The organism is Pseudomonas sp. G(2018) (assembly GCF_005502415.1).
Taxonomy (GTDB): Bacteria; Pseudomonadota; Gammaproteobacteria; order Pseudomonadales; family Pseudomonadaceae; genus Aquipseudomonas.
Genome location: NZ_SCOO01000001.1, coordinates 30,633 through 45,541 on the forward strand (window position 1 = coordinate 30,633; position 14,909 = coordinate 45,541).

Annotated in this window: 15 protein-coding genes; 6 read left to right on the forward strand and 9 right to left on the reverse strand. The window is 59.4% G+C overall.

The features are described from left to right. Nucleotides 1-20 precede the first annotated feature (20 nt). Genes ispE through FFS64_RS00155 form a run of 3 tightly spaced genes read right to left on the reverse strand, consistent with a single transcriptional unit; the run spans nt 21 to nt 3,220 of the window. Nucleotides 21-872 (reverse strand): 4-(cytidine 5'-diphospho)-2-C-methyl-D-erythritol kinase, encoded by an 852-nt coding sequence (ispE, locus tag FFS64_RS00145; RefSeq protein ID WP_137803731.1) that lies wholly within the window; start codon nt 870-872, stop codon nt 21-23. Between the two features lies 1 nt (nt 873). Continuing rightward, complete coding sequence (gene lolB / locus FFS64_RS00150; protein ID WP_137803732.1) at nt 874-1,491, reverse strand: lipoprotein insertase outer membrane protein LolB; 618 nt, start codon at nt 1,489-1,491, stop codon at nt 874-876. Between the two features lie 4 nt (nt 1,492-1,495). Next, nucleotides 1,496-3,220, reverse strand: coding sequence for a tetratricopeptide repeat protein (locus tag FFS64_RS00155; protein WP_137803733.1), 1,725 nt, complete (start codon nt 3,218-3,220; stop codon nt 1,496-1,498). A gap of 235 nt (nt 3,221-3,455) precedes the next feature. Between FFS64_RS00155 and hemA the strand changes: the two genes are divergently transcribed. The 6 genes from hemA (at nt 3,456) to FFS64_RS00185 (ending at nt 8,825) form a co-directional block, all read left to right on the forward strand. Next, on the forward strand, nt 3,456-4,745 hold the full coding sequence (gene hemA / locus FFS64_RS00160; protein WP_137803734.1) for a glutamyl-tRNA reductase: 1,290 nt from the start codon (nt 3,456-3,458) through the stop codon (nt 4,743-4,745). Next, nucleotides 4,742-5,824 carry a peptide chain release factor 1 gene (gene prfA, locus FFS64_RS00165; protein WP_095192923.1) on the forward strand — a complete coding sequence of 361 codons (1,083 nt, stop codon included), beginning with the start codon at nt 4,742-4,744 and terminating at the stop codon, nt 5,822-5,824. Before hemA ends, prfA begins: the two co-directional genes overlap by 4 nt. Then, entirely contained in the window at nt 5,825-6,655 is an 831-nt protein-coding gene (gene prmC, locus FFS64_RS00170; RefSeq protein ID WP_137803735.1) for a peptide chain release factor N(5)-glutamine methyltransferase, read from the forward strand. After that, a complete protein-coding gene (locus FFS64_RS00175; protein WP_137803736.1) occupies nt 6,649-7,404 on the forward strand; it encodes a molybdopterin-synthase adenylyltransferase MoeB in 756 nt (251 codons plus the stop codon). The genes prmC and FFS64_RS00175 overlap by 7 nt, the downstream gene beginning before the upstream one ends. Next, nucleotides 7,397-8,188: a glutamate racemase gene (gene murI, locus FFS64_RS00180; RefSeq protein ID WP_137803737.1), complete on the forward strand. Its 792-nt coding sequence runs from the start codon at nt 7,397-7,399 to the stop codon at nt 8,186-8,188. Before FFS64_RS00175 ends, murI begins: the two co-directional genes overlap by 8 nt. Nucleotides 8,189-8,306: 118 nt before the next feature. Beyond that, the gene (locus FFS64_RS00185; protein ID WP_095192927.1) at nt 8,307-8,825 is read left to right on the forward strand and encodes an acyloxyacyl hydrolase; all 519 of its coding nucleotides are present in this window, start codon (nt 8,307-8,309) and stop codon (nt 8,823-8,825) included. A gap of 114 nt (nt 8,826-8,939) precedes the next feature. Here the strand turns inward: FFS64_RS00185 and FFS64_RS00190 are convergent, their stop codons facing one another. The 6 genes from FFS64_RS00190 to FFS64_RS00215 all read right to left on the reverse strand — a co-directional run bounded on the left by FFS64_RS00190 (nt 8,940) and on the right by FFS64_RS00215 (nt 14,712). Then, the gene (locus tag FFS64_RS00190; protein WP_095192928.1) at nt 8,940-9,245 is read right to left on the reverse strand and encodes a YkgJ family cysteine cluster protein; all 306 of its coding nucleotides are present in this window, start codon (nt 9,243-9,245) and stop codon (nt 8,940-8,942) included. A gap of 106 nt (nt 9,246-9,351) precedes the next feature. Continuing rightward, entirely contained in the window at nt 9,352-10,128 is a 777-nt protein-coding gene (locus FFS64_RS00195; RefSeq protein WP_137803738.1) for an SDR family oxidoreductase, read from the reverse strand. Between the two features lie 42 nt (nt 10,129-10,170). Continuing rightward, nucleotides 10,171-11,616, reverse strand: coding sequence for a deoxyribodipyrimidine photo-lyase (gene phrB / locus FFS64_RS00200; RefSeq protein ID WP_137803739.1), 1,446 nt, complete (start codon nt 11,614-11,616; stop codon nt 10,171-10,173). Nucleotides 11,617-11,627: 11 nt separating this feature from the next. Next, nucleotides 11,628-12,569 (reverse strand): MerR family transcriptional regulator, encoded by a 942-nt coding sequence (locus tag FFS64_RS00205; protein WP_137803740.1) that lies wholly within the window; start codon nt 12,567-12,569, stop codon nt 11,628-11,630. Further along, nucleotides 12,569-13,528, reverse strand: coding sequence for a DUF523 and DUF1722 domain-containing protein (locus FFS64_RS00210; protein ID WP_137803741.1), 960 nt, complete (start codon nt 13,526-13,528; stop codon nt 12,569-12,571). Before FFS64_RS00210 ends, FFS64_RS00205 begins: the two co-directional genes overlap by 1 nt. 197 nt (nt 13,529-13,725) lie before the next feature. Then, nucleotides 13,726-14,712, reverse strand: a complete 987-nt coding sequence (locus FFS64_RS00215; protein WP_137803742.1) for an NAD(P)/FAD-dependent oxidoreductase — start codon at nt 14,710-14,712, stop codon at nt 13,726-13,728. Nucleotides 14,713-14,909: the final 197 nt, after the last annotated feature.

Genomic DNA, 14,909 nt, shown 5'->3' on the forward strand with positions numbered 1-14,909 from the left:
GTACCCTGTACTCGATTCCTTTAGAGCAGACTTTGCAGCTTGCGATGCAACATCGAAACGTTGCTTCCTTTTGCTACGAAACCTGTAAGGGTCTCTGTCAGAAGGGCCGAGACTTTATCAGCTTCAGCTTTGCTTGGGAAGCCCCCAAACACACAACTTCCAGTTCCGGTGAGTTTCGCTTCGGTAAATTTACCTAGCAAATTCAAGGCGTTACGTACCTCTGGATAACGTCTTGCTACCACCGGCAAGCAGTCATTTCGACTGTTTCCCTTGGGAACGGGGCGCACTTTAATGGGCGGCGAGTTACGTGTCAACAACGGATCTGAAAAAATTTCTGCTGTGCTAACAGAGACTTGCGGTACCAGCACGACGTACCACGGTTCTTCAGGCTCAACGGGCGTAAGTTTCTCTCCCACACCCTCCGCAAAAGCTGCATGGCCGCGTACAAAAACCGGGACATCGGCGCCAAGCGTCAGCCCCAGAGTGGCCAGCCGATCCTCGTCCCAGCCCAGTTGCCAAAGGTAATTCAGGCCGAGCAGGGTTGTGGCGGCATTAGAACTTCCGCCACCGATCCCGCCACCCATGGGCAGGATCTTATCGATCCAGATATCGATGCCGAGCGGGCAGCCGGACTGTGCCTGAAGTTTTTTCGCGGCTTTAACGATCAGATTGCTGTCGTGGGGAACGCCTTCGAATTCGGTATGCAGACGAATGACGCCGTCATCGCGCACGGCGAAAGTGATTTCGTCGCCGTAATCGAGAAACTGAAACAGTGTCTGCAGTTCGTGGTAGCCGTCTTCGCGGCGACCGAGAATGTGCAGCATCAGGTTGAGCTTGGCTGGGGAGGGCAGCGTCAGGCGATTGGCCGGCATGTCATATCCCCAGCTTGCGTGGTTGCCAGGTCTTGATCACCAGCGTGACATCAAGGTCGGTGCCATGCAGTTTGATCCGCTCGGGTAGCCAGTAACCGTTTTGCTCGGTATAGGCGGTGTATTCCACCTGCCAGCCGTCCTGTTCGAGACTGGCCAGACGACTGTCGCCGTCGAGGGTCAGGCGGCTTTTGCTGTCCGGAGCCGGGAGCCCGCGGACCCACCAGGCCAGATTGGAAACAGGCAGCTTCCAGCCCATCTGCTCTTCAAGCAATGCATCCGGGCTCGGCGCTTCGTAGCGTCCCTGGTTGGCGACTTCCAGGGAAACTTTGCCGGGACGCCCGGTCAGGCGAGCGGCGCCACGACCCAATGGGCCCGAAAGGCGGATGTCGTAGTACTCCTGGCGCTGCAACCAGAACAGCGTGCCGCTGCCCGAATCCTTTGGCGCACGAATGCCGATCTTGCCGTCGATCTGCCAGCCATCAAGCCCCGTAAGCTGCTGTTTGTGTTCGCGCCATTGGGCGGGGTTGCCGTGACCCTCGAGCGATTCGCGGGCACCGAAACCCGCGCAACCGGCGAGCAGGGCGATGAAGCTGAAAACGATGATGTGGCGCAAAAACATAATCTTAAAGAGTCTCTGATCCGGTCAGGCGCTTGATGGTGCTGCGCAGGGTAGGGCTGTCGGGCTGTTCCTTGAGGAACTTGCCCCAGATTTGCTTGGCTTCACGCTGCTTGCCATTGGCCCACAGAACTTCACCCAGATGCGCGGCGACTTCCTGGTCGGGAAAGCGCTCCAGCGCTTGACGCAGCAGGCGTTCCGCTTCGTCGAGATTGCCCAGGCGGAAATTCACCCAGCCGAGGCTGTCGAGGACCGCCGGGTCTTCCGGATTGATCTTGTGTGCCTGTTCGATCAGGGCCTTGGCCTCGACGTAGCGCGTGGTGCGGTCGGACAAGGTGTAGCCGAGGGCGTTCAGCGCCATCGCATTGTCCGGGTCGCGCTTGATGATCAGGCGCAGGTCTTTTTCCATCTGCGCCAGGTCATTGCGTTTTTCCGCTTGCATGGCGCGGGTGTAAAGCAGGTTCAGATCGTCCGGGTATTGCTGCAGGGCTTTTTGCAGGACATTCCAGGCTTTGTCGCCCTGTTTGTTGGCAGACAGGGTTTCGGCTTCGATCAGGTACAACTGGATCGCATAGTCCGGTTGCTCGTCGCGCTCGGCGGCGAGTTTGCTCTGGGCTTCGGCGGTCTTGCCGTTGTTCATCAGGATATCGGCCTGACGCAATTGAGCCGGCAGGTAGTCGTTGCCCGGGCCGACCTGACCGTACTCGATCAGCGCACCTTGTGGATCGTTGCGCTCTTCGGCGATGCGCCCGAGGTTCAGGTGCGCCGAATCGACGTGGCTTTCGCGGGCGATCAGGTCCTCAAGATAGCCTTTGGCCTCGTCCCAGGCCTTGGCTTCCAGGCACACCAGCGCCAGGGAATAACGCAGTTCGTCATCTTCCGGGTATTGCTGGACCAGGCTCGAGAATTCGGCCTTGGCGTCATCCATGCGGTCCTGTTCGACCAGCATGCGCGCGTAGGTCAGGCGCAGGCGTTTGTCCTCCGGGTATTTCTTGATGCTTTTCTGCAGCAGCGGCAAGGCTTCATCGCCGCGATCAAGGGATTGCAGCAGGCGCGCGCGCAGCAGGATCGGGGCGATTTCGCCATCGTCCGGCGGGTTGTCTTCCAGCAGGGTCAATGCGCCTCGGGAGTCGCCGTCCTGTTGCAGCAGCAGGGCCTTGCCGAAAATCAGCTGGCTGTTGTTCGGGTGGCGCTGCAGCAAACGGTCGAAACTCTTCATCAAGCCGTTGCGCGTGTCCTGGTCGGTATCGGCCGCGGACAGGGCGAGGAAGTCGAAATGGGTGTCGCCTTTGCCTTGCAGGACTTTTTCCATATAGGCCATGGAGTCGTCGTAGCGCCCGGCCCGTGCCAGTTGCACGGCGGCGGCACGTTGCGCCTCGAGGTCGTCCGGGGCGTTTTTCGCCCAGATCAGCGCGGTATCCAGGGCCGCCTGATCGGCGCCCAGGTATTCGGCGATGCGGAATGCCCGTTCGGAGATGCCCGGGTCCTGAGTGTTGATCGCCTGGGTGACGTAGTTGTCCAGGGCAATGTCAAATCGATTGCGCTGGCCAGCCAGTTCGGCGCTCAACAGGCTGAAGATCGTGTCTTCACTGAACGAGCTGTAAACCTTGGGCTTTTCAGGTGCCGGGGTGCTGTCTTCGGCCGGCGGCGTACCGTCCGACGACACCGGTGCCAAGGCCTGGCAGCCGCTGAGGAAGACTAAAGCGAGAAGCAACGCGGAAGATCTATTCATATAGGAAGAGGACGACTAACCTGCGGTCGGATCATCATGACACAAGCCTTGGGGCAAACATAACCGGGCCGCCAATTTACCCGCTGCTCCTGCACATGCAGAGGTCTAGTCCGTGTAAACGAGAACCGCTCGCAAGCACGGGTGTCGCCTACTGGCTCAATAGATATCGAGTAGTTGTTCTGAATCTGACGAAGTAGGACAATTGCCGGCTTCACGTCACCATCAGCGACTTTGAATGGCCTTCCTCGCACTCGGTATTAACCACAAGACTGCTTCAGTAGACGTCCGCGAGCGCGTGGCCTTTACCCCTGAGCAGCTGGTTGAGGCCTTGCAGCAGCTCTGCCGACTCACCGACAGCCGCGAAGCTGCGATCCTCTCCACCTGCAATCGCAGTGAACTCTATATAGAACAGGATCACCTGTCGGCGGAAATCGTGCTGCGCTGGCTGGCCGAATATCATCATTTGAGTCTCGATGAACTGCGCGAAAGCGCCTATGTGCACGAAGATGATGCGGCAGTTCGTCACATGATGCGGGTGGCTTCCGGGCTCGATTCGCTGGTGTTGGGCGAGCCGCAGATTCTCGGTCAGATGAAATCGGCCTACGCCGTGGCCCGGGAGGCCGGCACCATCGGTCCGTTGCTCGGGCGGCTGTTCCAGGCCACGTTCAATGCGGCCAAGCAAGTGCGCACCGACACCGCCATCGGCGAGAACCCGGTGTCCGTGGCGTTTGCCGCGGTCAGCCTGGCGAAACAGATTTTCAGCGACCTGCAACGCAGCCAGGCCTTGCTGATCGGCGCCGGCGAGACCATTACCCTGGTCGCCCGTCATCTGCATGATCTTGGGGTCAAGCGCATCGTGGTGGCCAACCGCACGCTGGAGCGTGCAAGCACCCTGGCCGAGCAGTTCGGTGCCCATGCGGTGTTGCTGTCGGACATTCCGGCCGAGCTGGTGCGCAGTGACATCGTCATCAGTTCGACCGCCAGCCAATTGCCGATCCTCGGCAAAGGGGCGGTGGAAAGCGCCCTGAAGCTGCGCAAGCACAAGCCTATTTTCATGGTGGATATCGCCGTTCCGCGCGATATCGAACCTGAAGTCGGCGAGTTGGACGACGTTTACCTGTATAGCGTCGACGATCTCCACGAGGTGGTCGCCGAGAACCTCAAGAGTCGACAGGGCGCTGCCCAGGCAGCGGAAGAGATGGTGTCGGTCGGTGCCGAGGACTTCATGGTCCGCCTGAGGGAGTTGGCGGCAGTCGATGTGCTCAAGGCCTATCGTCAACAAAGCGAACGCTTGCGCGACGAAGAACTGCAAAAGGCCCAACGCCTGCTGGCCAATGGTGGCAGCGCTGAAGAAGTGTTGGTGCAGTTGGCCCGTGGCCTGACCAATAAACTGTTGCACGCACCGAGCGTGCAGTTGAAAAAGCTCTCTGCCGAAGGTCGCCTCGATGCGCTGGCGATGGCCCAGGAACTCTTTGCCCTCCATGAGGGCTCATCGGAAAGCTTTTCGGATAAGAAACCGCAATGAAAGCGTCACTGCTCAATAAGCTGGACATCCTCCAGGACCGTTTCGAAGAACTGACCGCCTTGCTTGGCGATGGCGAGGTCATTTCCGATCAGAACAAATTCCGCACCTATTCCAAGGAGTACGCGGAAGTCGAGCCGATTGTCGACACCTATAAACAGTTGCTCAAAGTGCAGGGTGACCTCGAAGGCGCCCAGGCGTTGCTCAAGGACAGCGACCCGGACATGCGTGAAATGGCCGTGGAAGAAGTCCGCGAAGCCAAGGAGCGTCTGGTCGAACTGGAAGCCAGTCTGCAACGCATGCTGCTGCCCAAGGACCCGAACGACGGACGCAACGTATTCCTCGAAATCCGCGCCGGCACCGGTGGCGACGAAGCGGCGATTTTCTCCGGCGACCTGTTCCGCATGTATTCGCGTTACGCCGAACGTCGCGGTTGGCGAGTGGAGATCCTCTCGGAAAACGAGGGTGAGCACGGCGGCTATAAAGAAGTGATCGCCCGGGTTGAAGGCGATAACGTTTACGGCAAGCTGAAATTCGAGTCCGGTGCCCACCGTGTGCAACGGGTTCCGGCGACAGAATCCCAAGGGCGCATCCACACCTCGGCCTGCACCGTGGCGGTATTGCCTGAGCCGGACGAACAGGAAGCGATCGAAATCAACCCGGCGGACTTGCGGATCGACACCTACCGTTCCTCCGGTGCCGGCGGTCAGCACGTCAACAAGACCGACTCGGCGATCCGCATCACTCACTTGCCATCCGGCATTGTCGTTGAGTGCCAGGAAGAGCGTTCGCAACACAAGAACCGCGCGCGGGCGATGGCTTGGCTGTCGGCCAAGCTCAATGACCAGCAAACCAGTGCCGCCGCCAATGCCATCGCCAGCGAGCGTAAATTGCTGGTGGGTTCCGGCGACCGTTCCGAGCGCATCCGCACGTACAACTTTGCCCAGGGCCGGGTGACCGATCACCGGGTCAACCTGACGCTGTACTCCCTCGACGAAATCCTTGCCGGTGGCGTCGATGCAGTGATCGAGCCGCTGCTGGCCGAGTACCAGGCCGATCAACTGGCAGCGATAGGTGAGTAAATGACGATCATTGCCAGTTTGTTGCGTGCCGCCGATTTGCCCGACTCGCCCACGGCACGTCTGGACGCCGAATTGTTGCTGGCGGCGGCGTTGGGCAAGTCCCGCAGCTTTTTGCACACCTGGCCGGAGCGCATCGTCCCGAGCGAAGCGGCGCTGACGTTCGCCGAATATTTGCAGCGTCGTCGCAGTGGTGAGCCGGTGGCTTACATTCTCGGTCAACAAGGTTTCTGGAAGCTCGACCTGGAAGTGGCGCCGCACACGCTGATCCCGCGCCCGGACACCGAGTTGCTGGTGGAAGCCGCACTCGAATTGTTGCCGGCTACCGCGGCGAAGGTACTCGACCTTGGTACCGGCAGCGGCGCCATTGCACTGGCCCTGGCCAGCGAGCGCCCGGCATGGCAGGTCACCGCCGTGGATCGGGTGCTCGAAGCCGTGGCCTTGGCCGAGCGCAATCGCCAGCGCTTGCATCTGAATAACGCCACAGTGCTCAGCAGTCATTGGTTCAGCGCCCTGGAAGGCCAGCGCTTTGAGCTGATCATCAGCAACCCGCCTTATATTGCCGCGACCGACCCGCACCTGGTGGAAGGTGATGTGCGCTTCGAGCCGGCCAGCGCCTTGGTGGCCGGAGCCGACGGGCTCGACGATCTGCGCCTGATCGTCGCCCAGGCACCGGATCATCTGGAGGCCGGGGGCTGGTTGATGCTCGAACACGGTTACGATCAAGCCGAAGCGGTGCGCGATCTGCTGCTGACCCGTGGCTTTGAAGACGTCCACAGCCGCACTGACCTCGGCGGTCACCAACGCATCAGTCTGGGGCGCTTGCCATGCTGAATGATCAGGAATTGCTGCGTTACAGTCGGCAAATACTGCTGGCTCACATCGACATCGAGGGTCAATTGCGGCTCAAAGACAGCCGTGTGCTGATCGTCGGTCTGGGCGGTCTCGGTGCACCAGTGGCGCTGTACCTCGCGGCTGCGGGCGTCGGTGAGTTGCATCTGGCGGATTTTGACACGGTCGATCTGACCAATCTGCAACGCCAGATCATCCACGACACCGATAGCGTCGGCATGAGCAAAGTCGACTCGGCGATCAAGCGCCTGACGGCCATCAACCCTGAGATTCAACTGGTCGCCCATCGAGCTGCACTGGATGAAGACTCTTTGGTTGCTGCCGTGGCCGGGGTGGATCTGGTCCTCGACTGTTCCGACAATTTTTCCACCCGCGAAGCGGTCAATGCCGCGTGCGTGTTGGCTGGCAAACCGCTGGTCAGTGGCGCGGCGATTCGTCTCGAAGGGCAATTGTCGGTATTCGACCCACGTCGGCCGGAGAGTCCGTGCTACCACTGTTTATACGGGCACGGCAGTGAGGCCGAATTAACCTGCAGCGAAGCCGGAGTGGTCGGTCCGTTGGTGGGGCTGGTCGGTAGCTTGCAGGCGCTCGAAGCGCTGAAGTTGCTGGCGGGTTTCGGCGAACCGCTGGTAGGACGCCTGTTGTTGATCGATGCGTTGGGCTCGCGTTTCCGTGAGTTGCGGGTCAAACGTGATCCGGGTTGTAAAGTCTGTGGGCCGAAGCATGCGTGACGCGCCGATTGGCGTGTTCGACTCGGGTGTCGGTGGGCTTTCGGTGCTGGCCGAGATCCAGCGGTTACTGCCCAATGAGTCTCTTTTGTACGTCGCCGATTGCGGGAACATTCCCTACGGCGAGAAAACCCCTGAGTTTATCCAACAGCGTTGCAGCGTCATGGCCGGCTTTTTCCAACAGCAGGGCGCCAAGGCCCTGGTGCTGGCCTGTAATACCGCCACCGTCGCCGGCGTTGCAGACCTGCGCCGCGATTACCCCGAATGGCCCATCGTCGGCATGGAGCCCGCGGTCAAGCCGGCAGCCGCCGCTACCCGCAGTGGCGTGGTCGGGGTGCTGGCCACGACCGGTACGCTGCAGAGCGCCAAGTTCGCGGCGTTGCTCGACCGTTTCGCCACCGATGTGCGGGTGATCACCCAACCTTGTCCCGGGTTGGTGGAGCTGATCGAGAAGGGCGATCTGCACAGTCCAGCCCTTCGCCAGCTGCTTGAAAGTTACGTTGGACCGCTGCTTGGCGCGGGCGCTGACACCATCATTCTGGGTTGTACCCATTACCCCTTTCTCAAGCCACTGCTCAAGCCGATGATTCCTGACGACATCAGCCTGATCGATACTGGCGCCGCTGTTGCGCGGCAACTTCAACGCTTGTTGAGCGAACGCGAGTTGCTCGCCGATGGGCCAGCACGAACTGCGCAGTTCTGGACCAGTGCCGATCCGCAGCATTTCACAAATATATTGCCGATCTTGTGGAATAACGCTGGCGTTGTGCGAAGCTTTGAGGAGTAAGAAAGCTTTGGGGCGTCGTAAACATTGGGGTGAACTTCTGATAAATCGCCGACTTCTATAGCTGTGTGCGTCGAGCAACAAAAAAACCAAACGAAATCGTTCGGAAAAGGAAGTTTCTATGAAGCGACTATTCTGCTTGGCCGCGATTGCGGCCGCACTGATGGGGCACAGTTTTACCGCACAGGCGGCAGGCGTGGAGTTCGGGATTGGTCAGACCGGCGAATCGACCATGACTTATCGTCTGGGCATGCAATTCGATTGGGACAAGAGCTGGTGGCAGAGCGACGTGGGTCGCCTGACCGGTTACTGGAGCGGTGCCTACACCTACTGGGAAGGCGACAAAACTTCCGGCAACAACAGCCTGTCGTTCTCTCCCGTATTTGTTTATGAGTTTGCCGGCCAGAACGTCAAGCCATACGTCGAACTGGGGGTGGGTGTGGCGTTTTTCTCCGACACTGAAATCGAAAACAACAATCTCGGCAGTTCCTTTCAGTTCGAAGACCGCTTCGGAGTGGGTCTGCGTTTTACCGGCGGACATGAAGTCGGCATTCGTGCGACACATTACTCCAATGCCGGTATCAGCAGCCCGAACAATGGTATAGAAAGCTACGCGTTGCATTACACGATGCCGCTGTAAATGTGGGAGCGAGCCTGCTCGCAAATGCGGTGTGTCAGTCGACATTAATATTGACTGATACATAGCATTTGCGAGCAGGCTCGCTCCCACATTGGGCTTCGATGAAGTTTGAAATTAGCGGTAAGCCGTCGAAATACCCTGTCGCTCATCAATGCATTCCGGTGCGCCCATCTCGAATTCCCGGCAAATCAGCGGGCGTTTTTCGTAGATGGTGCACATCATCGTGTCGCGATCGAGTGCGGCGCACCAGCCATCATCCAGGCGCAACATGACTTCCCCGCCCCAGTCATCGGTATCGATATAACGCTCGGGCACGCCTGTGTCGGTGATTAACATGACTTCAAGCTGGCAGCAGCAAGCTGCACAGCTCGAACACGTCACGGCCGGCTCGGCAATTTGAAGGTGGGGAATGGTATTCATGGCGCGCAGTGTAAGGCAGTCGGCCGGTACTGTGTGAAAGCTCGGACGGACGCTCGGCCGCAGACGTCTGGGGTTGTCTTGCGGCCGTGATTGGCAATGCTCGCGTCTAGTCCTTGATTGGCGGACTGCTGCGCACTATGCGCTTGCCGATTGCAAACTTCACTTGGTTGGGCATTTGCGAGAGCGGCCAGAGAGCGGCCAAGAACAATCCCGGAAAGGCAATTTCCAGCGGACGCTCCCTGAGTTTGGCAAAAATGTGTCTTGCGGCTTTATCTGCCGGCCAACTCAGGGGCATCGGGAGATCGTTTTTAACGTTCAGTGGTGAATCCACAAAACCGGGGCCGATCACGGTAACTTCGATACCCTCAGGTGCCAGAGCAAGACGCTGGGACTCAAACAGCGTTCGCATCCCCGCCTTCGAAGCGCCATAGGATTCAGCCCTAGGCAGCGGCAGATAAGTTACCGAACTGGCCATACCGACCAAGTGCGGGGCGATGCCGGCCCGCAATAACGGCGAGGCAGCTTCGATGCAATAGCTGCTGGCGAGCAGATTGGTCCGCACCACGTGCTCGACGATCGAGGCGTCGAACTGTTTGGCATCCACGTATTCACAAGTGCCGGCATTGAGGATCACCGTGTCCAGCGAACCCCATTGATCGGCGATCTGCTCGCCGATTTCACGCACGGTCTGACTGTTGGTCAGGTCGCCGGCCAGCACCAGTACCTGGCCCGGATATCGCTGGGACAAGACTTTCAACGGCGCTACCGAGCGTGAGCTGACTGCCAGGTGAGCACCGGATTTCAGTATTTCTTCGGCCAACGCCGCGCCAATGCCGCTGCTGGCGCCGGTCAGCCAATATCGTCGTGGCGGCGTAAGACTCATCTCAATCCCCTTTTTAGCCAGAAACTCGTCCAGCCCGGCCAACTACTCATGGTAGCCTCCTGTGCCTTGTCTTTGTGGCAGATTTTTGAACGCTGCGAGGGCCCGCGTGCGGGACGCGTGCAGGTCGACAATCGGGGGTGGATAATCCGCGACCCCGAACAGTCCGCCGAGGCTCGCCGGGTTGTGCACTTCCTTTTTGTTCAAGCCTGCCAATTCCGGCAACCAGTGCTTGATGAACACACCTTCGGCATCGAATTTTTCCGACTGGCTCAACGGATTGAAAATCCGGAAGTAGGGCGCCGAGTCGGTGCCGGTCGATGAACTCCATTGCCAGCCGCCATTATTCGCAGCCAGATCGCCATCGATCAGATGGCGCATGAAAAAGCGTTCGCCTTCGCGCCAGTCGATCAACAGGTTTTTGGTCAGGAACATCGCGACCACCATGCGCAGGCGGTTGTGCATCCAGCCGGTCTCCAACAGTTGGCGCATGGCCGCGTCGATGATCGGCAAACCCGTGCGGGCCTGCTGCCAGGCCACGAGTTCTTCAGGCGCATCGCGCCAGGCCAGGGCCTCGGTTTCCGGACGGAAAGCACGATGGCGAGAAACCCTCGGGTAACCCACCAGAATGTGTTTGTAGAACTCGCGCCACAGCAGTTCATTGATCCAGGTCACGGCACCGACCTTGCCGCTTTCGAATTCGCCTTGATTGCTTTGCAGCGCGGCGTGCAGGCATTGGCGTGGGGAAATCACCCCGGCGGCGAGATAGGCTGACAGTTGGCTGGTACCGGGTTTCGCCGGGAAGTCCCGCTCGCTTTGGTAGTAGTCGATCTGGGCATCGGTGAAGGTGTCGAGGCGGCGTCGGGCCTCGGCTTCGCCGGCTGGCCACAATGCACGCAAGCGCTCGGTGGGTGGGGGGAACCCTGTGATGTGGGTCGGAATCTCATCACTGGCGATGTTCAGCGGCGTTTGAGCCATAGGAGCGCTGACCAGGCGGGGCAGCGACCGGTGCAGGCGTTCGTAACAGACTTTGCGGAACTGACTGAAGACCTGGAAATAGGTCCCGGTTTTGGTCAACACACTACCAGGCTTGAACAGCAACTGATCGAGGTAGCTGTGAACATTGATGCCTTGGGCCTTCAGCGTTTCGGCTACCGCAGCATCCCGGCGGGTTTCATGAATGCCGTATTCCTCATTGAGGTGCACGGCACCGATGTTCAGCCGTTGGCAAATATCCAGCAACACCTGCGGCGCGTCATCCCAGCGCGGAGCGTTGCGGATCAGCAGGGGAATGTTCAGTTCGCCCAGTGCCTGCTTCAGCTCACCCAGGTTGCGCAGCCAAAAGTCCACTTTGCACGGTGCATCGTCGTGTTCCAGCCATTGTCCCGGGCTCAGCAGATACACCGCCACACTCGGGCCCACCGCCGCAGCGGTGGCGAGGGCGGTGTTGTCGTGTACGCGCAAATCGCTGCGCAGCCAGATCAATTGCATCGGGGTGTCCATTAAATCAGCCCGCGCTGAACGAGTGCCTGGTGTGCCAACAACGGATCTTCGGCCAGGTACAAGTCAGCGATTACGAAGGTTCTGACGGACAACTCGGTGTGGTGAATGCGCACCGTTGGTCCGGCGATCATTTTTGGGCAACTGACGCCACTCAAAAGTTTCGTCAGCTGCGAAAGGTTTATGGCTTTGCTGGAATACAGCAGTACGCCTCGGGCTTGCAGACGGTCGACCGCCAGCGAAAGTTCGCCGACAGGCAGCGGCCAGTCGAACACCTCCACCGGGCAATCGGTGCTACTGATCAACCATGCGGTGAGCCACAGATGAGGTTCCAGTGGCAAATCCGAGTGATTGATCAACAGCAGTGGGGCGGTGTTTAGCTGACGGTTGTTATGGTAGATGCGCGCGCCGAATTTGCTGCGTAACCAGGAATAAAAAAACACGCGCTCCATCTGGGCACCGAACTGGCCCTGCCAGCGCTTCTCCAGTTCCGCCAGTAATGGCATCAGCAGCTGCTCGCACAAGGTGCGCGGCGGGTACAACGCCATGGCCTGATTGACGGTGTCGTCCAGCGTACGTTCGTTCAATTGCGTAACCGTGTTCAGCAAGGTCTGGCACAGCAGGTGCCAATCGTTTTCCACGGGTTCGCTAAAGGCTTGTGGGGTTTCGAGCAATTGCTTGACCTGGCTGACAGCGACACCGCGGTTGAGCCAGGTGAGGATCGTCAGGATGCGCTGCACATGTTCGGCGGAGAACAGCCGATGCCCCTTGGGCGTGCGTTGCGGCACGATCAGGCCATACCGCCGCTCCCAGGCACGCAAGGTGATGGCGTTGACGCCGGTCTGCCGGGCCACTTCACGAATCGGCAGCCAGCCTTCGTCGAGGGCTTTCTTGAAGTCCATGCCGTGGTCTTCGCTGGCGCTGCTGTCGAGGGGGGCTTTCATCAGATGGCGTTTCGCAAACTGAGGTTTTCCGGGTGCGGTTGCAGGTAAACCTGTTGCGCAATGTAAGGGTCGGGGTGTTGACGAAAGTGATGTTTGAGCAGCGTCAACGGCACCACCAAAGGCACGATGCCGTGGCGATACTGGCCGATGACGTGCTGCACTTCCTGCTTGTCCTCGGCGTTGATCGCCTGTTTGAGATAGCCGCTCAGATGCTGCAAGACATTGGTGTGGGTGCGGCGCGTGGCGCATTTTTTCAGCGCGGCCATCAGCTCACTGAAGTAGCGTGGGCCAAGCTCTCGCGGATCGGTGCCCCCCATGTTGCCCAACAGATTGCCCAGGGTTTTGTATTGCACCGGGTTGTGGGCCATCAGCAAATATTTGTAGCGCGAATGAAAGTCCGTCAGGCCGCGACGGCTCAGACCTTCTTTCAGCAGTTGCTGCCAGGCGCTGTAGGCGAATACACGGGTAAGGAAGTTTTCTCGCAGTACCGGATCGTTGAGCCGACCGTCTTCTTCCACCGGCAGGTCAGGATGCAAGGCGCAGAACGCCCGGGCATAGATACCCTGGCCACCGCTATCCTGCGGTGCGCCGTTGGTGTGATAGACCTTGACCCGTTCCATGCCACAGGAGGGGGACCTCTGCATGAAGATATAGCCGCAGATATCGCCCAGTTCCGCCGCCATCTGTTGACCGTACTCGGCCAGTAGCCGGGTAACATTCAGTTGGCGATCGACCGTGCCGACGGCTTCGGGCCGATCCGGATCACCCACCAGCCGGATCGGCTCGCGAGGAATGCCCAGGCCAATGGCGACTTCCGGGCAGACCGGCACGAAATCAAAGTAATCGGTGAGGATGCGGCTGCACAGTCGCGATGCCTTGTGCCCGCCGTTGTAGCGCACCTCGGCGCCCATCAGGCAGGCGCTGATGGCGATTTTCGGTTTCGCGGCGGGAAGGAGCATTGGGGCACCTCGGAATCAGAACCTGTGCAGAAACAAAATCTGTACGGCATGAGTTCATCTTAGATTCAAAGATGTACAAGTCAATTTTTTTGTATAGGTTTTTAGGGGGGCAGTGAACACAATCGCCCGGCATCACTGTTTTCGTTGTTTAAGGGGCGGGCTGCTGTCCATGTCGACAGCAGCAAATGAATCGGGATTCACTGCAGATGCGCGTGCAGACGGCGAGCGGCTTCCTGGCCACTGAGCCAAGCCCCTTCGACACGTCCGGACAGGCACCAGTCGCCACAGGCATACAGGCCCAGGTCGGCATCGGCCAGGGTGCCCCATTCATGGCTGCTGGCCGGGCGGGCGTAGAGCCAGCGGTGGGCGAGGCTGAAGGATGGCGCGGGCATGGCGTCGTGCAGCAATTCGGCAAACGCACCGTGCAACTGCTCGATCACCGCTTCTTTTGGCAGGTCGATGTGCTGGCGGCTCCAGGCGCTGGTGGCATGCAGCACCCAGGTGTCGAGGGTGTTGTCGCGCCCCGGTTTGCTGCGATTGCGCGCCAGCCAGTCCAGCGGGCTGTCTTGCACGAAACAGCCTTCCATAGGCGTATCCAGCGGGGTTTCAAACGCCAGCGCGACGGCCCATGTGGGGTCCATTTTTACCCCGGCGGCAGCACCGGCCAGCTTCGGCGCGGAAGCCAGCAACGCCGTTGCCTGCGGTGCCGGCGTGGCGATCACCACGTGGCTGAACGGGCCGTGGGTAAAGCCTTCGGCATCCTGCAGATGCCAGTGTTCTTCACCGCGATAGACCTCGGTGATCCGGCAGGCGAAATGCACTTCGAGATCGCCGATCAAGGCGCGGGTGATGGCGCTCATGCGTGGCGTACCCACCCAGCGCGTCTGTTCGTCCGGCGACAGGTTCAGTTGGCCGCCATGGTAGGTGTACAGCTGCGGCGTCCATTCGGCGACCCAGCCGTTGGCTTGCCAGCGCTGGACTTCGGTGACGAAGCGGCGATCCCGGGCAGTGAAATACTGCGCGCCCATATCCAGGGCACCCGCATCGCTGCGCTTGCTCGACATGCGTCCGCCACTGCCGCGGCTTTTATCGAAAAGTTGCACGACATGCCCTGCGTCTGTCAGGGCTTGTGCGGCTGAGAGTCCGGCAATGCCGGTGCCGATGATTGCGATAGGTACAGTCATAAGGGCCTCGTTTACCTTTCTGTACAGACTACGCCGGGGTTGAAACCTGTACAATGATGTTTTTCGGTATAACTTTTAGCGTTCTCGTTCCGACAGCTTGGCCTATTGTTAAACACAGAGTCTGCCCGATATCAAAGATCCCTTGCTTATAAAAATAGACTAGTGATCAGGGTAAAACGCCACGCGAGGAAGAAGTC